Origin of the sequence: Nocardia arthritidis (assembly GCF_011801145.1) — a bacterium.
Classification (GTDB): Bacteria; Actinomycetota; Actinomycetes; order Mycobacteriales; family Mycobacteriaceae; genus Nocardia; species Nocardia arthritidis_A.
Window position 1 is genome coordinate 9,316,097 of record NZ_CP046172.1, and the last position, 21,496, is coordinate 9,337,592.

At 67.3% G+C, this 21,496-nt stretch carries 21 protein-coding genes; 12 read left to right on the forward strand and 9 right to left on the reverse strand.

The features are described from left to right. Positions 1 to 282: 282 nt before the first annotated feature. A complete protein-coding gene (locus tag F5544_RS42380) occupies positions 283 to 1,311 on the forward strand; it encodes a beta-ketoacyl-ACP synthase III (RefSeq protein ID WP_167478335.1) in 1,029 nt (342 codons plus the stop codon). A gap of 3 nt (positions 1,312 to 1,314) precedes the next feature. Here the strand turns inward: F5544_RS42380 and F5544_RS42385 are convergent, their stop codons facing one another. Beyond that, entirely contained in the window at positions 1,315 to 1,995 is a 681-nt protein-coding gene (locus F5544_RS42385; RefSeq protein ID WP_167478336.1) for an SIMPL domain-containing protein, read from the reverse strand. A gap of 35 nt (positions 1,996 to 2,030) precedes the next feature. After that, a complete protein-coding gene (locus tag F5544_RS42390) occupies positions 2,031 to 2,489 on the reverse strand; it encodes an SRPBCC family protein (RefSeq protein WP_167478337.1) in 459 nt (152 codons plus the stop codon). A gap of 173 nt (positions 2,490 to 2,662) precedes the next feature. On the opposite strand from F5544_RS42390, the gene F5544_RS42395 reads away from it, so the two are divergent. From F5544_RS42395 to mnhG, 11 genes are all read left to right on the forward strand, one after another. Beyond that, entirely contained in the window at positions 2,663 to 2,857 is a 195-nt protein-coding gene (locus F5544_RS42395) for a hypothetical protein (protein WP_167478338.1), read from the forward strand. Between the two features lie 95 nt (positions 2,858 to 2,952). Continuing rightward, positions 2,953 to 4,620 carry an FAD-dependent oxidoreductase gene (locus F5544_RS42400; protein ID WP_167478339.1) on the forward strand — a complete coding sequence of 556 codons (1,668 nt, stop codon included), beginning with the start codon at positions 2,953 to 2,955 and terminating at the stop codon, positions 4,618 to 4,620. Positions 4,621 to 4,633: 13 nt separating this feature from the next. After that, positions 4,634 to 6,124: an ATP-binding protein gene (locus tag F5544_RS42405; RefSeq protein ID WP_167478340.1), complete on the forward strand. Its 1,491-nt coding sequence runs from the start codon at positions 4,634 to 4,636 to the stop codon at positions 6,122 to 6,124. Continuing rightward, positions 6,121 to 6,474, forward strand: coding sequence for a UBP-type zinc finger domain-containing protein (locus F5544_RS42410; RefSeq protein ID WP_167478341.1), 354 nt, complete (start codon positions 6,121 to 6,123; stop codon positions 6,472 to 6,474). The genes F5544_RS42405 and F5544_RS42410 overlap by 4 nt, the downstream gene beginning before the upstream one ends. Before the next feature lie 306 nt (positions 6,475 to 6,780). Beyond that, on the forward strand, positions 6,781 to 8,091 hold the full coding sequence (locus F5544_RS42415) for a hypothetical protein (RefSeq protein WP_167478342.1): 1,311 nt from the start codon (positions 6,781 to 6,783) through the stop codon (positions 8,089 to 8,091). A 110-nt stretch (positions 8,092 to 8,201) separates the two neighbouring features. Beyond that, positions 8,202 to 11,024: a Na+/H+ antiporter subunit A gene (locus F5544_RS42420; RefSeq protein ID WP_167478343.1), complete on the forward strand. Its 2,823-nt coding sequence runs from the start codon at positions 8,202 to 8,204 to the stop codon at positions 11,022 to 11,024. Continuing rightward, positions 11,021 to 11,404, forward strand: coding sequence for a Na(+)/H(+) antiporter subunit C (locus tag F5544_RS42425; protein WP_167478344.1), 384 nt, complete (start codon positions 11,021 to 11,023; stop codon positions 11,402 to 11,404). The genes F5544_RS42420 and F5544_RS42425 overlap by 4 nt, the downstream gene beginning before the upstream one ends. 8 nt (positions 11,405 to 11,412) lie before the next feature. After that, the gene (locus tag F5544_RS42430) at positions 11,413 to 12,993 is read left to right on the forward strand and encodes a Na+/H+ antiporter subunit D (RefSeq protein WP_238846949.1); all 1,581 of its coding nucleotides are present in this window, start codon (positions 11,413 to 11,415) and stop codon (positions 12,991 to 12,993) included. Continuing rightward, complete coding sequence (locus tag F5544_RS42435; protein ID WP_167478346.1) at positions 12,990 to 13,547, forward strand: Na+/H+ antiporter subunit E; 558 nt, start codon at positions 12,990 to 12,992, stop codon at positions 13,545 to 13,547. Before F5544_RS42430 ends, F5544_RS42435 begins: the two co-directional genes overlap by 4 nt. Further along, positions 13,544 to 13,804, forward strand: coding sequence for a monovalent cation/H+ antiporter complex subunit F (locus F5544_RS42440; protein WP_167478347.1), 261 nt, complete (start codon positions 13,544 to 13,546; stop codon positions 13,802 to 13,804). The genes F5544_RS42435 and F5544_RS42440 overlap by 4 nt, the downstream gene beginning before the upstream one ends. After that, positions 13,801 to 14,139 (forward strand): monovalent cation/H(+) antiporter subunit G, encoded by a 339-nt coding sequence (gene mnhG / locus F5544_RS42445; protein ID WP_167478348.1) that lies wholly within the window; start codon positions 13,801 to 13,803, stop codon positions 14,137 to 14,139. Before F5544_RS42440 ends, mnhG begins: the two co-directional genes overlap by 4 nt. Positions 14,140 to 14,152: 13 nt before the next feature. On the opposite strand, the gene F5544_RS42450 is transcribed toward mnhG, so the two are convergent. The 7 genes from F5544_RS42450 to F5544_RS42480 all read right to left on the reverse strand — a co-directional run bounded on the left by F5544_RS42450 (position 14,153) and on the right by F5544_RS42480 (position 21,404). Continuing rightward, on the reverse strand, positions 14,153 to 16,390 hold the full coding sequence (locus tag F5544_RS42450; protein ID WP_238846950.1) for an AAA family ATPase: 2,238 nt from the start codon (positions 16,388 to 16,390) through the stop codon (positions 14,153 to 14,155). Between the two features lie 52 nt (positions 16,391 to 16,442). Continuing rightward, positions 16,443 to 16,877: a hypothetical protein gene (locus tag F5544_RS42455; protein WP_167478350.1), complete on the reverse strand. Its 435-nt coding sequence runs from the start codon at positions 16,875 to 16,877 to the stop codon at positions 16,443 to 16,445. A gap of 170 nt (positions 16,878 to 17,047) precedes the next feature. Continuing rightward, positions 17,048 to 18,331, reverse strand: coding sequence for a phosphatase PAP2 family protein (locus tag F5544_RS42460; protein ID WP_167479889.1), 1,284 nt, complete (start codon positions 18,329 to 18,331; stop codon positions 17,048 to 17,050). 143 nt (positions 18,332 to 18,474) lie between these two features. Then, the gene (locus F5544_RS42465) at positions 18,475 to 19,620 is read right to left on the reverse strand and encodes a glutamate--cysteine ligase (protein ID WP_167478351.1); all 1,146 of its coding nucleotides are present in this window, start codon (positions 19,618 to 19,620) and stop codon (positions 18,475 to 18,477) included. A gap of 9 nt (positions 19,621 to 19,629) precedes the next feature. Beyond that, on the reverse strand, positions 19,630 to 20,316 hold the full coding sequence (sodC, locus tag F5544_RS42470) for a superoxide dismutase[Cu-Zn] (protein ID WP_167478352.1): 687 nt from the start codon (positions 20,314 to 20,316) through the stop codon (positions 19,630 to 19,632). A gap of 131 nt (positions 20,317 to 20,447) precedes the next feature. Beyond that, on the reverse strand, positions 20,448 to 21,035 hold the full coding sequence (locus F5544_RS42475; protein ID WP_238846951.1) for a LytR C-terminal domain-containing protein: 588 nt from the start codon (positions 21,033 to 21,035) through the stop codon (positions 20,448 to 20,450). Between the two features lie 21 nt (positions 21,036 to 21,056). Further along, positions 21,057 to 21,404 carry a DUF3263 domain-containing protein gene (locus F5544_RS42480; protein WP_167478353.1) on the reverse strand — a complete coding sequence of 116 codons (348 nt, stop codon included), beginning with the start codon at positions 21,402 to 21,404 and terminating at the stop codon, positions 21,057 to 21,059. Positions 21,405 to 21,496 lie beyond the last annotated feature (92 nt).

The window sequence follows — 21,496 nt, forward strand, 5'->3', positions numbered from 1 at the left end:
AACGGCGCCCGTAGCACGCGTCGGTCAGCGCCGGAAATCACCGGATACACCGGGAGCGAGAAGGCCGCCGCCGCCAAAGGTTAACGCCGCGTACAGCAAGCGTTGCGCGAACGCGGGTATACCCGGGCAATGTAGGAATAGGCACTCGCTTCCGGGGTCCCGCGAGCTAATATGAGGGGGCCTCATGTCTACGGGTTCGTAGGTATCGGGCCGATGAGGAAATCATTCCAGGCTTCGGGGTACAACCCGGCGGCAGGGCCGCAGGTACATAGGAGACGGACCATGGCTGCTCGAATCGCCCAGACAGCAGGGCAGGAGCACACCGCGATCCTCGGGCTCGGCGTATACCGCCCGGCCCGGGTGGTCACCAACGAAGAGGTGGCGGGCCCGATCGACTCGAGCGACGAGTGGATTCGAACCCGGTCCGGAATCAAGACCAGGCGCTTCGCGTCGGAGTCGGAAACCATCCAGAGCATGAGCGTCGCCGCGGCGCGCGGCGCGCTGGAATCGGCGGCCGTCGCGGTCGATCAGGTCGATTGCGTGATCGTTGCCACCTCGACGCATCTGCTGCTGACGCCGGCCGCGGCGCCGCAGATCGCGACCGAGCTCGGCATGAACGGCGCTGCGGCATTCGACATTTCGGCGGGCTGCGCCGGTTTCTGCCATGCGCTGGCGCTGGCCTCGGATCTGGTGCGGGCGGGCACATCGAATCACGTGCTGGTGATCGGCGTCGAGAAATTGACCGACACCATCAACCCGCGCGACCGGTCCACCGCCTTCCTCTTCGCCGACGGCGCGGGTGCCGTGATCGTCGGTCCGTCCGAGGAGCAGGGCATCGGCCCGACCGTCTGGGGTTCGGACGGCACCCAGAGCCACGCGATCCGGCAGGACAAGAACTGGGTCGAATTCTTCGCCGAGATCGAGGAAAAGGGGCTCGGCGCGGTGCGGCCCTACCTCACTATGGAGGGCACGGCCGTATTCCGTTGGGCCGCACACTCGTTGGAGAAGGTCTGTCGTGACGCGATGGACCGCGCCGGGCTCGCCCCCGAGGATATGGACGCGATGATCCCGCATCAGGCCAATGGCCGGATCATCGAAATCATGGCCAGGACACTGAAATTGCCGGAGCACTGCGCGCTGGCCAACGATATCGAGGAGACCGGTAACACATCGGCCGCGTCGATTCCGCTGGCCATGGAGGCGATGCTGCGCAAGAACGAGGCGAAGCCCGGCGACACCGCGCTGCTCATCGCATTCGGCGCCGGCCTGTCCTACGCCGCCCAGGTGGTGAAACTGCCTAAGTGGCAGTAATTTTCACCCCAACGCCCAGGTGACCTTCACGGTGAAGGTCACCGTCTGGGTGCCGGGTTCGAGCGAAAAAGATTCGGGCGCGTTCGCCGACTGCGGCTTCGGGTTGTCGCTGGTGGCCTCGTTGATGGTGACCACGTCCTTCAGCTTCAGCCCGGCCAGTACGGCATATTGTTCGGCGCGGGATTTCGCGTCGGCGAAGGCGCGGGCGCGCGCGTCGGAGATCAGCTTGGAGTTGTCCTCCAATGCGAAAGACACACCGCGCAAACGGGTTTCGTTACCGCCGGCCTTTATCGCACCGTCGAGGACCGCGGAGGCCTTCGACAGCTCGCGCACCACGACGTGCACCATATTCGTCGCGCGGTAGTCGGTGACGGTGTGGCCGTCGGGCGTGTACTGCGGCTGGATCGACAGATCGGTGGTGCGGATGTCCTCGCGGGCGACGCCCGCGGCGACCATGGCATCGGTCATCGCCTTGGCCCGGTCGTTGACGGTGGCGATGGCGCCGGAGACATTGCCCGCGGCGACCTCGACACCCAGATCGGCATTCAGGGTGTCCGGTGCGCCGCGCACCTGACCGGTGCCGACCACGGTGACATCGCGGTCGGCGGGCGTCGCCGATTTGCCGCATCCGGTGCAGAGCATGGCCGCACCGGCCACCACGGCCACGAACGGCATGTATCGCATACCCGGAACTTACGCGCCGAATCCCGCGGATCCGATCAGCCGCGCGCCTCCGCCGCGGATTTGATCTTGCCGAGGGTTTCTGTCATGCCGCGCACCAGATCCGCCTCGAACGACTCCTCACCGCCGAAGCCGATACTGATCGACTTGCGGACCACCTGCGGAATCCCCTTGGGCGCAACGTCGCGACGCTCGACGAGCCGGGTCCCGGCTTCGGTCGGCTCCAGGGTGTAGCTCCAGGTGGTCCGGTTTTCGTTCATCCGAAAGGCGAGGGATTTGTTCGGCTCGAACCGGACGATGCGCGATGACGTGGGCCAATACTTCTTGCCGTCGGTGTTCAGATTGATCGTCCAGGTGCCCGCCTTGACCCGGCCGAGCGGGAGCATGCGCACGCATTGCGGGCTGAATTCCGGCATGCGTTTGAGATCCGCGAGCACGGCCCACACCCGTTCCGGCGGCGCGGCGATATCGATGGCGACTTCGAGATTCTTGGGCAACGCTGCCTCCGGGGGGCTCGGTGCTTCTGCTGTCGTGATGATAATCGGGAAGACAGTTGGGTCACATTTTCGCATGTTGTGAAGGCCCCTTGTAATACACGGCGCACAATGGCTGATAGACGAAGCACCAGACACTGCCACCAGCTTTCCCGTCAAACGTGAGGTGATCGGCCGTGAAACTGCGCTCACTCCTCCATCGCAGGCAGTCGGACAAACTCCCACTGCTCCCCGCAACCGAATCCGAAGACGGGCACATCGTCCGTGGCGTGTTCTCCCTCCGTGAACAGAAATCGAGCGCCCAGGAGGAACGCCTGGAACGCCTGCTCACCCCGAAAGAGCTGGATCTGGTGCGGGAGAACCGGCTCTGAGCGCCGGGCAAATTCACACCCACGCGACGGCCCGTTCGCGGCGGGCTGACGAAACGCCGACGACATGCCGTCGGCCGAGACTCCATACTCTTTAGGTGACTTCACCCGCTGCCACGAAGCCGGCCATCCTCAGCGTCGACGACGATCCGGGGGTTTCCCGCGCGGTCGTCCGCGACCTGCGCCGCCGTTATGGGGCCGATTACCGGATTCTGCGCGCGGAATCGGGCGCCGCGGCGCTCGACGCGCTCCGTGAGATGAAATTGCGCGGCCAGCCGGTCGCCGTGCTGATCGCCGACTACCGGATGCCGGGTATGGACGGCATCGAATTCCTGGAGCAGGCAATGGACCTGCACCCGTACGCGCGGCGCGTACTGCTGACCGCCTACGCCGACACCAATGCCGCCATCGACGCGATCAACGTCGTCGATCTGGACCACTACCTGCTCAAGCCGTGGGATCCGCCGGAGGAGAAGCTCTATCCGGTGCTCGACGGGCTGCTCGACGCCTGGCGCGGCAGCGAACAGCGCCCGGTGTACGAGACCAAGGTGGTCGGCAATCGCTGGTCGCCGCGCTCCTCGCAGGTGCGGGAGTTCTTGGCGCGCAATCAATTGCCGTACCGCTGGTACCTGGCCGACGAGCCCGAGGGCGCGCGGCTGCTGGAGGCGGCGGGCGCCGATCCGGAGCGCTGCCCGGTGGTGATCACCGCGACGGGCGAGGCGCTCGTCCAGCCGAGCGATGGCGAATTGGCCGAGAACGTCGGGCTTTCCACCACGCCGACCGGCGATTTCTACGACCTGATCGTGGTCGGCGGCGGGCCCGCCGGACTGGGCGCCGCGGTGTACGGCGCGTCCGAGGGCCTGCGCACGGTACTGGTCGAGCGGACCGCGACCGGCGGCCAGGCCGGGCAGAGTTCGCGCATCGAGAACTATCTCGGCTTCCCCGACGGGGTGTCCGGCGCGCAACTGGCCGACCGGGCACGGCGGCAGGCGGCCAAATTCGGCGCCGAGGTGATCACCACCCGCGAGGTGGTGGGGCTGGAGGTGAACGGGTCGGCGCGCACGGTCCGCTTCGCCGACGGCGGGCGGCTGTGCGGGCACACCGTGATCATCGCGACCGGCGTCGACTACCGGCGCCATCCCGCGCCCGGCGTCGACGATTTCACCGGGCGCGGCGTCTATTACGGCTCGGCCATGACCGAGGCCGCCGAATGCGCCGACTGCGAGGTCTACATCGTCGGCGGGGCGAATTCGGCGGGCCAGGCCGCGGTATTCCTGTCCCGCAACGCCCGCACGGTTCACCTGGTGGTGCGCGCGGATTCGCTGGAGAAATCCATGTCGCACTATCTGATCCAGCAGATCGCGCAGATTCCGAATATCGAGGTGCACACCAGGACGGAGGTGGTGGCCGCCGACGGCGACGATCACCTGCGCCAGATCGTGCTGCGCAATAACGACACCGGCGTGGAAGAAAAAGCCGATGCCGAACGGTTGTTCCTGTTCATCGGGGCCGCACCGCAGACCGAATGGCTCGACGGCATGGTCACCCGCGACCCGGCCGGGTATGTGGTGGCCGGGCCGGACCTGATGGTCGACGGCAACAGACCGGCGGGCTGGGAGCTCGCCCGCCCGCCGCATCACCTGGAGACCAGCGTGCCCGGCGTCTTCGTGGCCGGTGACGTGCACGCCGACTCGGCCAAGCGGGTCGCGTCGGCGGTCGGCGAGGGTGCGATGGCGGTCATGCTCGTGCACCGGTATCTGGCTTAGGGAAGGGTTTTCAATGACTTCTAATGAAATCGCCCAGCGCAGTGCCCGTTTGGTCTGCGACCCGGCCGAGCTGCGTTCCCTGTTCCTGTTCGAACACCTCGACGACGAACAGCTGGACTGGCTGTGCCGGGACGGCCGGGTCGAATACATCGAGCCCGGAAAGGTTTTCGCCGAGGGTGATCAGGCCACCTGCTTCTATGTGCTGATGGACGGCGAGGTGGTGCTCACCAAACTGTCCGGCGGCACCGAGATCGAACTGGTGCGCACCCAGCACCACGGTTCGTACGCGGGCGCCTGGCAGGCGTATATCGGCGACCAGGCGGACCAGCACTACACCGCGTCGATGTATGTCACCCGCAAGTCGCGGTTCTACGTCCTGGACGCGGCGATCTTCGCGCGCATGATGCGGGAATGGTTCCCGATGGCCGTCCATTTACTGGAGGGCGTCTTCTTCGGCAACCGGAACACCAACGCGCGCATCAGCCAGCGCGAGCGGCTGCTCGCGCTCGGCTCGCTCTCGGCCGGACTCACCCATGAGCTGAACAATCCGGCCGCCGCCGCGGTGCGCGCCACCGCGGGCCTGCGCGACCGGGTCGCCGGGATGCGGCACAAGCTGGCGATGATGGCCGACGGCAAATTCGATCCGAAATCCCTTGTGGCCATGGTGCAGTTGCAGGAGGAGGCGGCCGCGCAGGTGGCCAAGGCCCCCGATCTGACCCCGATGGAGGCCGCCGACCGCGAGGACCTGCTCGGCGACTGGCTGGAGCAGCACGGCATCGAGGACGCCTGGAATCTGGCGCCGAATTTCGTACAGGCCGGCTTCGACATCGACTGGCTGGAGAAGGTCTCGGCCACCCTGGAAGGCTGCGAGGCCAAGGTTTTCCAGGGTGCGATCCGGTGGCTGAACTACACCATCGAGACCGAGCTGCTGATGAACGAGATCGCCGATTCGACCACCAGGATTTCCTCGCTCGTCGATGCGGCCAAACAGTATTCGCAGATGGACCGGGCACCGTTCCAGGTGGTGGATATCCACGATCTGCTCGACAGCACACTGGTGATGCTCAGCCGTAAGCTCGGCGACGGCATCGAGGTGGTCAAGGAATACGACCGAACGCTGCCGCAAATTCCTTGTTACGCAGCGGAATTGAATCAGGTATGGACGAATCTGATCGATAACGCGGTGTACGCGATGCAGGGCTCGGGCACGCTCACCATTCGCACCAGACGCGAAACCAATTGTGTCGTAGTGGAAATCGGCGATACCGGGCCCGGCGTGCCGCCGGAAGTGAAGAATCGGGTCTTCGAACCGTTCTTCACCACCAAGCCGATGGGCGAGGGCACCGGGCTCGGCTTGGATATCTCCTTCCGCATCGTCGTCAACAAGCATCACGGCGATATCCGGCTGGAATCCGAGCCAGGCAACACCAAATTCACGGTCTGGCTGCCGCTGGACCGCCCGGCGGACAACGGCGCCGAAGCCGAGGACGGAGATCAGCAGTGACGCAGGAGCTGGACGGTATCGATCCGGCGGTGCCGCCGAGCGGTGCCGGATGCGTGGAATGCGAAGCGGCACAAGGTTGGTGGGTGCATCTGCGGCGGTGCGCCCAGTGCGGGCACGTCGGCTGTTGCGACACGTCGCCCGCACAGCACGCCAGCAGGCACGCCAAGGAGACCGGGCATCCGTTCATCCAGAGCTACGAACCCGGCGAGGACTGGTTCTGGGACTTCCGCACCGAGGAAATGTACGGCGGCGGACCGGAATTGGCGCCCCCGCACAGCCACCCCGCCGATCAGGGCGTACCCGGCCCGCGCGGGCGGGTGCCCGCCGACTGGCAGGCGCACATCCACTGAGGTTCAGCGTCCCGGCGGTCCGGACGCCTCCTACCTCCTGTTCAACGACGAGAACGGCGATGAGAAGGGCGGTATCGTCGCGGCGAGCGATGGCACCCTGATCTCGCTCGACTACCCCAACGGCGACGCCATCCTCGACGAACAGGGCGCGGTGGTGAACGAGCTCCGGGGCGGCGATAGCAAATCGCAATAATCCAGCAAAACCAGCTCTGGCCTGGGTTTCCTGGCATAACGTCCGTCGAGACATGGTTCAGCGAAGTGATAGCAATCACAGGTTGAACGCAGACCCGCAGGTATGTTCGGAACGTGCGACGGATCGGCGAGACGGTGGACGCGGTCGCGGCCTTCCTGGGAGCGGCGGTCGCAGGCATTGCGCTGTTCCTGCCGATCAGCTTCAGCTGGACCGGCGACACCACCCCGTACCGGATCGCCAGCCTGATCAACAGCGTGCCGCGCGGCGCGGCCATCGGCTTGATCGTCGCGGTCGCGGTCTGCGTCGTGGTCGTCACCTTCACCCGGACCTCGGCCGCCTGGTTGGTCGCGACGGTCGGCATGATCGGGATGTTCGCCAATCACACCGCGGGACGCCATGTTTCGAATGCGGACATGCTCACCACGCAGAACTATCTCGATTCGGTGTGCTCCGGAATCGTGCTCGGCGCGCTCGGCGCGGCGGTGTTGCGCAGGCGGATACCCGCGGCGGCGTTCGCGATCGGCAGCGCGGGCTTCTTCGTCTTCGGCGATCTGGCCGATATCCTCGAAATCTCCGACCAGGACCCGTACTCCGTACTGGAGACCCCGCCGCGCTGGCTCATCGCCGCCGCCATGGCGCTGCTGATACTCGGCACGCTGCGCAACCGTTCGCGGGTCAAACACCCCGACGCGGTGCGGATGGCGCTGGATCTGCCGCTCGCGCCGATCGTCGCGGCCATGGTGCTCTCGCTGGTGGTGCTCGCCACCTCGGAATGGCTCGCGCGCCAATTCCAGAACTCGCCGGATGCCGGGCACGGCGTCGATATCGGGCTCGCGGTGGCCGCGACCCTCGCGGCGGCGACCGTCGCCGCGATGCTGCTGCCGGGCCGGGACGGCACCGGCGTCTATCTGGCGGTGGCCCTGGTGGCGGCGGCGGACGCGATCGGCGGCGCGCCGCGGCCGGGGTGGAGCATCTTCGCGCTGCTCGTCCTGACCGCGCTCGGCATGTTCATCGGGACGCGGCTGGCATCGACCGCGATGGCCGCGCTGCTGATCGCCGGGCTCGCCGTCTACGCGATGCTGCTGCCCGACGTGCACGACAACACCGTGCTGCATATGACCGGCAGTTCCGCACTCGCGCTCATCGCGGGCTACTGCTGCGGCGTCGCGTGGCCGCAGTACGCGCCGAGCGGGGTACTCGGGCTGACGGCGCTGTATCTGCCGTCCATCGTCACGGCGCTGCCGCTGGAGCGGGCGGCTTGGCCGGTGCCCGACGCTACCTCGCACGGCACCAGGCTCGGGCGGACCGCGCTCGCGGTCGCCATCGGCTGCGCGGTGGGTTTGGCTGTGCTGCACCGCATTCGGCCGCGACACCGGCCGACGCCCGCGACGCCGGTAGCTGACGAGTCATTTGCCGATACATAGCGACACTTCGCGGACATGGCCGACGCCATAGTCGCCCGATGCGCGAATCCACCTGGTTTTTCTTACGATTGTCCTGGACAGCCCGAGATACCGACCAGCCGGAGTGAAGTTTGCTCATTATCCTGCTCGCACACGCGATCGCCGCACTGGCCGCGCCGCTGTGCGTGCGGGCACTGGGACGCAACGCCTTCTATCCGCTCGCGTTGGTGCCGCTCGGCTGTCTCGGCTGGGTGATCGCGAATTGGGGTGATACCCAACAGGTTCGGCTCGCATGGGCACCGAGCATCCAGATGAACGTCGACCTGCGCTTCGATTCGCTCGCCGCCATCATGTGCGCGCTGGTGCTCGGCATCGGTGCGCTGATAATCGCTTACTGCGCACGGTATTTCGAGGACGACGAGCCGCGTTTGGGGCTGTTCGCCGCCGAGCTGGTCGGCTTCGCCGGGGCCATGTTCGGACTGGTCACCAGCGACAATATGGTGCTGCTGTTCATCTTCTGGGAAACCACGACCGTGCTGTCGTTCCTGCTGGTCGGGCACAATGCGGAGCAGCCGGTGAGCAGGCGGGCCGCGATCCAGGCGCTGCTGGTGACCGGCGCAGGCGGGCTGGCGATGCTGGTCGGCATCATCATCGTCGGCGAGCGCAGCGGCAGCTATCTGCTGTCCGACCTACTCGCACATGGCAATCCGCCGACCGGTGCGGCCATGGACGTCGCCGTCGCGCTGCTGTTGCTCGGCGCGCTGAGCAAATCGGCGATCGTGCCGCTGCACTTCTGGTTGCCCGGCGCGATGGCGGCGCCGACGCCGGTGAGCGCGTACCTGCACGCCGCCGCGATGGTGAAGGCGGGCGTGTACCTGGTGGCGCGGCTGGCGCCGGTCTTCGCAGGCAACCCGCTCTGGCATCCGATCGTGCTGACCCTCGGGGTGGCATCGATGCTGCTGGCCGGGCTGCGGTCGCTGCAGGTCACCGATCTCAAGCTGGTACTGGCCTTCGGCACGGTGAGCCAGCTCGGATTCCTGCTGGTGCTGGTCGGGATCGGCACGCCCGAGGCGGCGCTGGCGGGTACGGCGCTGATCGTTTCGCACGCACTGTTCAAGGCGTGCCTGTTCATGGTGGTCGGGATCATCGACCATTCGGCGGGTACCCGGGATCTGCGGCTGCTGTCCGGGCTCGGGCGGCGGGCGCCGGTGCTGTGTGGCGCCGCGGTGCTCGCCGCGCTGAGCATGGCCGGATTGCCGCCGATGATCGGTTTCGTGGCCAAGGAGAGCGCGCTGGACTCGATCCTGCGGGCCGATGGTCTCGCGGATCCGGCCCGGATCCTGCTGTGCGCCGGGGTGGTGCTCGGCTCGGTGCTCACGGTCGGCTACAGCGCGCGATTCCTGTGGGGTGCGTTCGCGGACAAGCGGATTCGCGATGCTTCCGCGCCGTGGCATGCGCCCGGCGCGCTATTCCTCGCGCCGCCAGTGGTTTTGGCCGTAGCGAGCCTGGCGGCCGGACTCGCCGCCGGCTGGGTGAGCGACCGCCTGGCCCCATACGCGAAAACCCTGCCCGGCGAGCTGGTTTCCCATCTCGCGCTCTGGCACGGCTTCGGCACACCGCTCGCGCTGACCATGGTCGTTATCGCGCTGGGCCTCGTGCTGTTCGAAATCCGGGACCGGCTGGGCGAATCCGCGAAACCTCGCCTCGGCAATGCCGACCGCGCCTACGACGCGACGCTGCGCGCGATGGACAATCTCTCGCTGCGGATGACCAGGGCGACCCAGCGCGGCTCGCTTCCGCTGAGCCAGACCACCATCCTGATCACGCTCATCGTGCTGCCGACGGTGATGCTCGCCACCGGCACACGCACCGGAATCGAACTGCGCCTGTGGGATTCGCCATTGCAGGCGGTGATCGGCGCGATCATGGCGGTGATGGCGATCGGCGCTACGGTCCTGCGCAACCGCCTGGCCAGCGTGCTGTTCGTCGGGGTCACCGGCTACGGCTGCGGCGTGCTGTTCGCGCTGCACGGCGCGCCGGATCTGGCGCTCACCCAATTCCTGGTCGAGACGCTGACGCTGGTGATCTTCGTGCTGGTGCTGCGTGCCTTCCCCGCCGAGATCGAGGCGAGCCGCACCGGACGGTTCAAGAAGCGCAGAGCGCTGCTGGCGATACTGGTCGGCGCGGTGGTGTCCGGCCTGGCAGCGTTCGCCGTCGCGGCCCGGTCGGCGGAGCCGATCTGGCACCGGATCCCGCCCGCCGCATACCAATTCGGCGGCGGCAAGAACGCGGTCAATGTGCTGCTCGTCGATATCCGCGCCTGGGACACCCTCGGCGAGATCTCGGTGCTCGTCGTCGCCGCGACCGGCGTCGCATCGCTGGTATTCCGGAGTCGCCGGTTCGGCAGCCTGCCGAGGGCGGTGGAATCGCCCAACTACCGACCCGACATGGTGACCTGGTTGACCGCCGGACGACTGCTCGACCGCCGGTACCGGTCCATCGTCCTGCAAATCACCACCAGGCTGGTCTTCCCGACCATCATGGTGCTCTCGGTGTATTTCTTCTTCTCCGGCCACAATGCGCCGGGCGGCGGTTTCGCGGGCGGACTGACCGCCGGATTGGCGCTGGTGCTGCGCTATCTCGCGGGTGGGCGCTACGAGCTGGCCGAGGCGCTGCCGATCGAGGCCGGTCACCTGCTCGGCGCCGGCCTCGCGCTGGCCGCGGGCACCGCGACCAGTTCGCTGCTGCTCGGCGCGCCGCCGCTGTCCTCCGCCGTCGTCGCGATCACGCTGCCGGTGCTCGGCCAGATCAAACTGGTGACCGCGCTGTTCTTCGATTTCGGCGTCTACCTGATCGTCGTCGGCCTCGTGCTCGATGTGCTGCGCAGCCTCGGCGTCCGGCTCGGCAGCGAGCTGGACACCGAAAATGTTGCGGCGAAAGGGGTTTCGCGATGACGGCGAATCTTACCCTGCTGCTGGTGATCGGTGTGCTGGTGGCGTGCGGGGTGTATCTCATCCTGGAGCGCGCGGTGTCGAAGATGCTGCTCGGCATGATCCTGTTCGGCAACGCGGTGAACCTGCTGATCATCACGGTCGGCGGGGCATCGGGGCGACCGCCGATCTTCGGCGATTCGAATCCGGATCACCGCGCGATGGCCGATCCGCTGGCCCAGGCCATGGTGCTCACCGCGATCGTCATCACCATGGGCATCGCCGCGTTCGTGCTGGCCCTCGCCTACCGCTCGTATGCGCTGACCACCACCGAACAGGTCGAGAACGATCCGGAGGACCGTGAGGTCGCCACCCGGCGCGAGGCGGAGGATCCGGAAACATGATGGGCCCCATGGCGATGCTGACGCCGCTGCCGGTGCTGGTGCCACTGCTCGCCGCGGCGGTCACGCTGATCGCCGGGCGCAGGCCGCGCACCCAGCGCGTCGTCACCCTGCTCGCGCTGAGCTCGGAGGTGATCGTCAGCGGCTGGCAGCTGTATCTCGCCGACCAGCACGGCATTTCGGTGCTGCAGGTCGGCGGCTGGGAGACGCCGATCGGCATCACCCTGGTGGTCGACCGGCTTTCGGCGGCGATGCTGGTGGTCTCGGCCATCGTGATGCTCGCCGTCATGGTCTACGCGACCGGACAGAACATCCGCGACGGCGACGACAAGCAGCCCACCTCGATCTTCCAGCCGACGTATCTCGTGCTGAGCGCGGGCATTTCGCTCGCCTTCCTGGCCGGCGACCTGTTCAACCTGTTCGTCGGTTTCGAAATCCTGCTCGGCGCCTCGTTCGTACTGCTCACCCTCGGCGGCACCAGGGACCGGATCCGGGCAGGCGTTTCGTACGTGATGGTTTCGATGGTGTCGTCGCTGATCTTCCTGTGCGGCATCGCCTTTGCCTACGCGGCTGCGGGCACGCTGAACATGGCGCAGTTGGCGCTGCGAATGGACACCGTGCCGGGCGGAATTCGGGCCGCCATCTGCGCGGTCCTGCTGGTGGCGTTCGGGATCAAAGCGGCGGTGTTCCCGCTCTCGAACTGGCTGCCCGACTCGTATCCCACCGCGCCGGCGCCCGTCACCGCGGTATTCGCCGGATTGCTCACCAAAGTCGGTGTGTACGCGATCATCCGGACCAGCACGCTGCTATTTCCGGACGGCCACTTCGACGCGCTGCTGATGATTTCCGGGCTGCTCACCATGCTGCTCGGCATCTTCGGCGCCATCGCGCAGAACGACATCAAGCGGCTGCTCTCGTTCACGCTGGTCAGTCACATCGGATACATGATCTTCGGGGTCGGGCTGGCGAATCAGGAGGGGCTGGCGGGCGCGGTTTTCTATGTGGCGCACCACATTCTGGTGCAGACCACGCTGTTCCTGGTGGTCGGCCTGATCGAACGGCAGGCCGGGTCGGCCTCGCTGCGCCGACTGGGCGGACTGGCCGCGGCGAGTCCGGTGCTGGCCGGGCTCTTCCTCATCCCGGCGCTGAATCTCGGTGGTATACCGCCCTTTTCCGGATTCATCGGCAAGCTGGCGCTGCTGGAGGCCGGTGCCGCCGACGGCAGCGTGCTGGCATGGGTGCTGGTCGCCGGATCGGTGCTCACCAGCCTGCTGACCCTGTACGCCGTCGCGCGCGTGTGGAGTAAGGCGTTCTGGCGGCCGCGCGCCGAAGCGCCCGAAGGCCATCTCGCCGCCGCGGCGCCGCCGACGCTGGTGGAGGACGACACCGATGTGCTCTACGACGAGCGCGACGATCCGGGACGGATGCCCTTCTTGATGCTGGCGTCCACGGCGGCGCTGGTGGTGGTCGGTCTGGCGTTGACGGTGCTGGCCGGGCCGCTGTTCGACGTAGCCGACCGGGCGGCAGCCGACCTGCGCGATAGATCCGTGTATATCGGTGCGGTGCTGGGTAATCCGGGTGGGCCGTCATGAATCGCCTTGCGCCGAGCCGCGGCAGACTCGTCCAGATCGGCGTGCTTTGCTGGCTCGCCCTGGTCTACGTCGCGCTGTGGGGCGATTTCAGCGTCGCGAATACCCTTGCGGGCCTTGCCATCGGCGCGGTGATCATGCTGGCGCTGCCGCTGCCCCGAGTGCCGGTCGCAGGCCGGGTGCATCCGCTGTCGCTGCTCGTACTCATCGCGGTGAGCGTCTACTACGCGCTCGAATCGAGTCTACAGATCGCGTGGTTCGCGATTCGTCCTGCGCCGCCGCCGATTTCGGGTGTGCTACGAGTCCGGCTGGAGATCAAATCCGAACTGGTGCTCGTGCTCTGCGCCGATCTGCTCAACGTCATCCCCGGCACCATGGTGCTGGAGATCGACCGGGAGCGCCGCTTCGTCTACGTGCATGTCCTCGACGTCGGCAGCGAGGCCGCGGTCGAGCATTTCTACCGCACCACAAAGCGTTTGGAGCAACTGCTCATCGCCTCGTTCGAACGTCCCGTCGAATGGGACGAGAACGCATGGCAGAAGGAGGATGCGTCATGACTGTCGTTGCCGTGGTGGCCGCGATCCTGCTGTCGGCGGCGGCCATCCTGACCAGCTACCGGATATTGACCGGCCCGAGCACGCTGGACCGGGTGGTCGGCATCGATTCGCTGACGGCCATCGCCGCGGCGGGCCTCGCGGTGTGGGCCGCCTACACCGACGATGCCACCGTGGTCCCGGCCATCGTCGCCGTCGCGCTGGTCGGCTTTCTCGGTTCCGCCGCCGTATCCCGCTTCCGGGTCCGGGACGACCGATGATCGTCCTGGACTGGCTCGCCGGCGCGCTCATCCTCACCGGCTCGACCCTGGCGCTCACCGCGGCCATCGCCCTGGTCCGCTTCCCCGACACCTTCTCGCGCATGCACGCCGCCACCAAACCCCAAGTGATCGGGCTGATCCTGATCCTGGCCGGCGCCATCATCGAACTGCGCGGCCACGGCAATATCTGGGCGCTCGCCCTCGTCGGCCTCTTCACCCTCCTCACCGCCCCGGTGATCGCCCACCTGATCGGCCGCACCGCCTACCGCGAACAACGCCACCGCGACGGGCTGCTTCGCGTCAACGAATTGGGCGACGAACTCGATACTCCGTAAGCCGTCGCGAGGACTAGCTTCTGGTCTCCGCGTACCGGCGCAGCGAATCTACCTGTTCGGCATCGAGCGACGGCCGCACCTTGGCTCGGGCGGCCGCGATATCGGCGGCGGTGACATCGGCCGCGTCCATGTCCCGGCGCATCGCGGCCAGTGCCGCCTCGCGCAGTAGTGCCGCGCAGTCCGCGGCCGAATAGCCGTCGAGGTCGCGGGCCAGTGCGGCCAGGTTCACGTCCGCGGCCAGCGGCACCGATTTACCTGCGGTGCGCAGGATTTCGCGCCGGGCGGCGGCGTCGGGCGGCGGCACGAAGATGAGCCGTTCCAGTCGGCCCGGCCGCAGCAGCGCGGAATCGATCAGCTCGGGGCGGTTGGTCGCGCCGAGCACCACCACATCGCGCAGCGGTTCGACGCCGTCGAGTTCGGTGAGCAGCGCGGCCACCACGCGATCGGCGACGCCGGAATCGGCGCTCTGCCCGCGGCGCGGCGCCAGCGCGTCGATTTCGTCCAGGAAGATCAGCGATGGCGCGGAATCCCTTGCGCGCTGGAATAATTCGCGCACCGCACGCTCGGACGAGCCGACCCAACGGTCCAGCAGCTCGGGCCCCTTTACCGTGTGCACGCTGAGATGACCGGTGCCGGCGAGCGCGCGCACCAGGAAGGTTTTGCCGCAGCCGGGCGGACCGTAGAGCAGCACGCCGCGCGGCGGTTCGATGCCGAGCCTGGCGAACGAATCCGGATGCCGCAGCGGCCACAGCACCGCCTCGGTCAGCGCCTGCTTGGTCTCGGCCATATCGCCGACATCGTCGAGGCCAAGGCTGCCTATCGCGAGTTCCTCCATGCCGGAACGGGATAGCGGCCGGATCACCTGTAGCGCGCCGAGCAGATCGGCCTGGGTGAGTCGCGGTTCCGAATGTTCCTTGCTGGCACGGGCGGCCGCGCGCAGTGCCGCCTCCCGGCACAGCGCGGCCAGATCGGAAACCACGAAACCCGGTGTCCGCGAGGCTATTTCATCCAACTTCAGCTCGACGGTCGGCACCTTGCGCAGCAAGGCCTCCAGCAGCGATCTGCGGATCGGGGCGGTGGGCAGCGAGAGGGCCAGCTCACGATCGCACAGATCCGGTGCGCGCAGCCGCGGATCCACCCCGGCCGGATTGGCCGTTGTCGCCAGAAAGGCGACCGCGGGTTCGGCGACCGCGGCCCGCAACTGATCGATGATCAGCGTCGCCACCGGTTCCGCCGCAACGGGCAGCAGCGCGTCGATATCGGTGACCAGCAGGATTCCGCCTTGGCCGGAACCGATTTCGGCGACCGCGGCCGCCACCCTGCGCAGCCTGGACCCGCTGTCGATCGCGCCGACGGTCGGCCCGTCGAGTTCGACGATGCGGCGGTTGCCCGCCCGGCCCGTCGATGTCCCCGGCCGCGCGGCGACCGCTCGAGCGAGGGTGGCCTTGCCGACACCGGCGGGCCCGGTGATCAGCACACCCAAATGTGGTGTGGCACCGAGTGTTTTGAGCAGTTCGGGTTCGTCGAGGGCCAGGCTCAGCCATTCGGTGAGCTTCGCGGCCTGAACCTGCACGCCCGCCAATTCCTCGACGGCCACGGGAGAAGTCCGAGCGCCCCCGACTGTCACATCGGAATCGTCTGCGCCGTACTGGATTTCGGCAACGACGCGATCGGCCGAATCGCGGGCGGCCACCGCGCCCGCGCCCCAGATCACCGCCGTATTCGGCTGGATGCTCACCGGACCGCGCCCCGGATCGACCGCGGTGACCGTCAACAGTTCGGTGGTCCACGCCACGCCGAAGGTGCGGGAAAGCGCCTGGCTGGCCGCCGCCGAACTGATATCCGGGCCCAGATCGCGCGGCAGCAGCGACACCGCGTCACCGACCGTCACCACCTTGCCCAGCAACGCCTGCCGCAGGGTATCCGCGGGAATGGTGCGGGTGGCCTGCACCGAGCCGCTCACCGAAACCTGTTTCGCGCCGTACACGCGCACCGGTTCGACGACGACGGTCGCGTTCTCGCGCAATCCGGTGTTCGACAACGCGATATCGTCGAGCAGCGCGACCTTGGCCGGTGTTCCCGCGGGCGCGATACCGACCACCGCCGCCGTGCGGCGCGATCCGATCAGCGCGATGCCGTCCCACTCCCGCAGTCCGAGCGCGGCCAGCGCCTCCGGATGCAGGCGCACCAGGCCGCGGCGGGCGTCGGCCGCGGAGGTGTTGAGGCGGACGGTCAGCTCTAGGTGTGCCACCGTGCCATTCTGCCGGTGATCGATGCGTCGCCGCCGCGGGTTGGTCGGATGGTTAGTTGGTCTTGGGCACGATCCGCGCCGCGACCGCGACCGGCGTATCGGCGTAGCTCGACGCCAGGCAGACCAGTTTCGCGGTGCCGAGCGCGACATTCGGGCTGCCCGCGAAGGGGCTGTCCGGATTCTCCGCGAGGATCTGCTCGATCAGCGCCTTCTCCGCCGCCTCGTCCAATTTCTTGAATTCGGCGCAGGTGGTCTTCGACGCCGCCCCGGCGGCGGTCGGCTTGGCCGTAGCGGTATCGGACGCGGTGGTGGTCGCGGCGGCCGCGGTGCTCGTCGGCTTGGGTGCGCCGGTAGTCGACGTAGCGGTGGGTCCGTTCTTGCGCAGCCCGTTGGCGTCGACGGAATCGTTCTTCTTCGAATCACCACAGCCGACCAGCGACACGGCCAGCGCCCCGGCGGCCAAGGCGATGACGAAATTACGCTTCATGGAATGTATTCCCCGGTGGATCGAGACGCCGGAGCCTCCGGCGCGTTCGCAGCGTACCGGGTGCGAAAATCAGTGGTCATGTGAACCTCGGATCAGCTGCCGTGCTGTGCCCACACTCCCTTGCGCCGCTTACGATTCCCCAATCGATAACTGAACGCACACGGTACGACCTAACGCTCGGCGAGCGCGGGTTCCGTTGACGCAGGCAAGGTTTGGTGGGTGAACCAGGTGGCGTGGAAGGCGGCGGCGAGCCCGGCGAGCAGCGCGAGCACTATCGTCCCGGCGACCACCGGGTATTCGGCCATCGGGACCGCCAGGTAGCGGTAACAGATCAGCAGGGCGGCAAGGATTGTCGCGCCGAGACCGACTATGCGGACACGGAACCAGCCCCAGCCGCGCTCCGGTTCGCGCAGCGCGGATTCGACGGTGAGGCACAGCACCGCGCCGGCGACCAGATCGACGCCGTAGTGGTAGCCGAAGCCGAGGGTCGCGGTGAGCGTCGCGATGAGCCAGAACGTGCCGAGGGCACGCAGCCACAGCGGGGCCGGGCCGCCGTCGGTATCGCGGCGGGTGTGCAGGAACACCGACAGCGCCCAGGCGGTGTGCATGGATGGCATGCAGTTGCGCGGGGTGAAGCCGTCGAACGGCATATCGGCCGGGCTGCGGTCGATCGGCGGGACCACATCGGGCCAGTAATTGCCCAGCTGCAAGCCGTGGCCGTCGGCGCCCGCGGCGAACATCGGGCCGACGACGGGGAAGACCAGGTACAGCACCGGCCCGACCAGTCCGAGCACCAGGAAGGTGCGCACCAGGTAGTGACTCGGCCAGATACCGTCGCGCACCACCCGGCGCAGCTGCCAGATCGCGACGACGATGGCGGCCACCGGCAGCTCGATATACACCCAGTGCAGCACCGCGTGCACGGCCGGACCGAGCGCGTCGAGCACCCGGGCCACCACCCAGGACGGATCGCCGAGCGCGTGATCGGCCAATATCGCGTATTCGTCGAAGACGGCGGGCCGGGTCACCACCGTGATGTGCAACCAGACATCGCCGACCTTCGTGGCCAGGATGAGCAGCGCACCCAGCGCCGCGGCGTGCAGCGCATTGCGTCGGTCGGCTCCGCGCCAGCGGAACCCGGCCACCAGCGCCAGACCGGCGAGCACCCACACCGGGCCGTTACCGATCGCGAAATGCCCGCCGGCCAGCAGCCGGACGGTGGCCGCGATCACATCGATCGCGACGGCGGCGCCGAGCGCGATCAGCCTGCGCCGCATGGAAATTCCGATCAGCGCCAGAATCAGTCCGGCCCACGGCACCGACATGGATTTCGGGGTGCCGATGTAGTCGTTCAACAGGCTGCCGAGCGGTCCCTCGAAATCGTGCCCGATCGAGGCGATCTGCAGCGCGATGAGCAATACCGGAACCGCGGCGATACCGGCGGCGAGCCAGATCCGCGGCCGGGGTGCGCGCACTTCTCGGGTGACGCCACCTACCCCTGGTCCCGGATCAATCAGCACCCGACCATAGTAAACGCCGGATTAACGGCACCCCCCTGGCCCGCTGAACTCCGAACGCCGCGTTTACGCCCAGGTCATTACTGGTTCAATTCCTTGACCAGCGCATCCACCACGGCGACCAGATCGCCCTGCGCGGCCGCCGCGACCCGGCGTTGGCGCTGATAGGACGCACCGCGCTTGGGGATATCCGCGACGAGCGCCAGCTCGTTGGCGCAACCGAGACGCTCCGCCGTCGGCTCCAGCCGGTTGAGCAGATCGGTCAGGTCGTCGGTGACGAGCCGCTCATTGCTGGCGTCGTCGGTGATGATTATCGCATCGAGACCGTAACGCGCTGCGCGCCACTTGTTTTCCTGCACATGCCAGGGCGGCAGCGTCGGCAGCCGCTCACCGCTTGCCACCCGCCGCTCCAAATCGACCACCAGGCAATGGATCAGGGCGGCCATCGCGGCCAGCTCGGTCCTGGTGGGCACGCCGTCGCAGATGCGCACCTCGATGGTGCCCCACTTGGGCGCGGGACGGATATCCCAGTGCATGCCGCCGAGCTGTTCGAACACACCGGTTTTCAGCTGGTCGTGCACGAAATGTTCGAACTGTGCCCAATTTTCGAATTGGAAGGGCAGGCCCGCGGTGGGCAACTGCTGGAACATCAGCGTCCGGTTGCTCGCGTACCCGGTATCCGAACCCGCCCACATCGGCGAGGACGCGGACAGCGCGAGCAGATGCGGATGCGTGAGCAGCAGCGAGTTCAGGATCGGAAAGACCATGTCCCGGTGCGAGATCCCGATATGCACGTGCACGCCCCAGATCATCATCTGGCGGCCCCACCACTGGGTGCGCTCGATCAACTCGTCGTAGTGCGCGGACCGGGTGAGCTGCTGCGCCGACCACTGCGCGAACGGGTGGGTGCCCGCGCAGAACAGGTCGACGCCGAGCGGATCGGCGGCCCGGCGCACCGCGTCCATGGTCTCGCTTAGATCATCGACGCATTCGGCGACCGTATCGTGCACGCCGGTGACTATCTCGACGGTGTTGCGCAGCAATTCCTTGGTCACCTGCGGGGTGCCGTCGTAGGCGCGGCGGTCACCGACCTGATCGAATACTGCCGCTGCGGTATTGGACAGATCGCGCGTCACCTTGTCGACGAGCGCGATCTCCCATTCCACACCGATCGTCGGCCGGGGCGAACCTTTGAAGGGAACTGACGCGACTGCTGCCCCGGCCATGGCGACCCTCTACTGGATGACGCCGCAGGCGACGCGGCCACCCGCGTCGCCCGTGGCTAGCGTTGACTCGTCCGGACCCGCGACGCCATCGGCGCGGACGTAGCGACTTGGAATGTTGCCGAAGTTATCCGCATCGGCGTGGATGATGATGGCCTTGCCCTTGATGTCCTTGAGGGTTACCCCGTCGGTGGTGGTGGTGAGCTGGCCCGCGCCGTCGGAGCGAATCTCGAGGGAGGTCAGGTCGCCGCTGGACGGATGCGCGTTCGCGCTGCCCACCTGCAGATGGCCGCCCGCGGAGAGGAAGTCGCCGGACGGACCGCCGGTCGGCGCCACCGAATTCGCCTCACACTTACCGACCTGGTGGATGTGCAGGCCGTGGAAGCCGGGACGCAGGCCGTGCGCGTCGACGGAGACCTGCAGGTAGTTGCCGACGTTGGTGATGTTGGCGGTGGCGACCGACTGCCCGGCCGCATCCTTCAGATCCACCTTGTAGCCCGGGTTGGCGTTCGCGGTGCCGGTCTCGGTGCCGAATTGGCCGTTCGGCGGGGTGGACGCACCGGTCCACACCGGCGGGGTCGTTCCCTTGACATCGCTGGATTCCTGGCTGTTCGAGCAGGCTGCGAGGCCGAAGACCGCGACCGCAAGCACCGGGGTCACAGTCCGCCAGGACGGGCGACGAGTTGTGGACGGGGCCATCGGGGGAACTCCTTTACGAGTACCGAGTTTACGAGTACAGCGGGGTGGACACGTTCGTTACCGGACAAGATGATGCCACGGTCGCCGTGTCGGACGACGACAAGGGCCGTGTCGCGTACTACAGACTGTAGTCAGTTACCCGTCACGATGACGACAACGCCACTCTGATCGGTGAAACCGCTGCCCTTCGGCTCGGCCGAGGCGCCGAGCTCACTCGCGATGGCCAGCGCCGCTTCCTTCTCGCCGGGTGAGTTGCCGTAGTACACAGTGGTTTTGGGGATGTTCTCACCCGGGAAGTTACCGGTGGATACGTTCGTCCAGCCGTCGGCGCCGAGCTCGCTCGCGGTCTTGGCGGCCAGTCCGGCGATCATGCTGTTGTTGAGCACCCGCACCGGCACCGAATGATTCACCGCCGCAGCGGTACTCGTGGTGGTCGGGGGCAACGACGGTGCGGCGGTACTGGTTACCGGCGCGCTGGTAGGGGCTGCGCCGGCCGGTGTGGTCGGCGGCGCGGGCGCGGCGGGCGCGCTCGTTTTGGTGGGCGCCTGCGGGGCGGCGGCCACCGCGGAACTGCTCGTCGAACTCGGTTCCGAGCCGTCGGAATCGGATTTCGACAACGACATCGCGCCGAGACCACCGAAGACGATGGCGAGCGCGATCAACACCATTGCCAGCGCACGCAACGGTGGACCACCAGAAGTGGTGTTCGGGTAGCTCACGAATAAGACCCTAGCCGTTTATCAGACTTGAAAGCCGAGACGGCGCGCAGCTCTTGCCTTCTGCCTGCTCGCGCGCAGTCGCCGCAGCCGCTTCACCAGCATGGGATCGACGGCGAGCGCCTCTGGCCGGTCCACGACCCCGTTGAGTACCTGGTAGTACCTGGTGGGCGACATGCCGAAGAGTTCGCGAATCGCTTCCTCCTTGGCACCCGCGTACTTCCACCATTTCCGTTCGAAGTCGAGGATTTCGCGCTCACGCCTGCTCAGGCCGCCGTCGTCGCCGAAATTGTCCGGCTCCGATAGTTCGGCTCCCTGCGCCGGACCTTCCGCTGTGGCATCTTCGAGATTCCGAGCCGCTGCGCCGTCCATCTTGCTCCCTCGCCGAGTCACCACCGGAGGTATTCGATCGGCGGCATTTGCCTGGCCCTTCGTGGTCACGCTCCGCTACCGCCTCCGGGCCA

What these genes read in the sequence shown, in the direction of transcription:
- F5544_RS42380 (WP_167478335.1), top strand. Translation starts at nt 283, where the DNA reads ATGGCTGCTCGAATCGCCCAGACAGCAGGGCAGGAGCACACCGCGATC.
- F5544_RS42385 (WP_167478336.1), bottom strand. Translation starts at nt 1,995, where the DNA reads ATGCGATACATGCCGTTCGTGGCCGTGGTGGCCGGTGCGGCCATGCTC.
- F5544_RS42405 (WP_167478340.1), top strand. Translation starts at nt 4,634, where the DNA reads ATGACTTCTAATGAAATCGCCCAGCGCAGTGCCCGTTTGGTCTGCGAC.
- F5544_RS42425 (WP_167478344.1), top strand. Translation starts at nt 11,021, where the DNA reads ATGACGGCGAATCTTACCCTGCTGCTGGTGATCGGTGTGCTGGTGGCG.
- F5544_RS42430 (WP_238846949.1), top strand. Translation starts at nt 11,413, where the DNA reads ATGGCGATGCTGACGCCGCTGCCGGTGCTGGTGCCACTGCTCGCCGCG.
- F5544_RS42435 (WP_167478346.1), top strand. Translation starts at nt 12,990, where the DNA reads ATGAATCGCCTTGCGCCGAGCCGCGGCAGACTCGTCCAGATCGGCGTG.
- F5544_RS42440 (WP_167478347.1), top strand. Translation starts at nt 13,544, where the DNA reads ATGACTGTCGTTGCCGTGGTGGCCGCGATCCTGCTGTCGGCGGCGGCC.
- mnhG (WP_167478348.1), top strand. Translation starts at nt 13,801, where the DNA reads ATGATCGTCCTGGACTGGCTCGCCGGCGCGCTCATCCTCACCGGCTCG.
- F5544_RS42455 (WP_167478350.1), bottom strand. Translation starts at nt 16,877, where the DNA reads ATGAAGCGTAATTTCGTCATCGCCTTGGCCGCCGGGGCGCTGGCCGTG.
- F5544_RS42465 (WP_167478351.1), bottom strand. Translation starts at nt 19,620, where the DNA reads ATGGCCGGGGCAGCAGTCGCGTCAGTTCCCTTCAAAGGTTCGCCCCGG.
- sodC (WP_167478352.1), bottom strand. Translation starts at nt 20,316, where the DNA reads ATGGCCCCGTCCACAACTCGTCGCCCGTCCTGGCGGACTGTGACCCCG.
- F5544_RS42480 (WP_167478353.1), bottom strand. Translation starts at nt 21,404, where the DNA reads ATGGACGGCGCAGCGGCTCGGAATCTCGAAGATGCCACAGCGGAAGGT.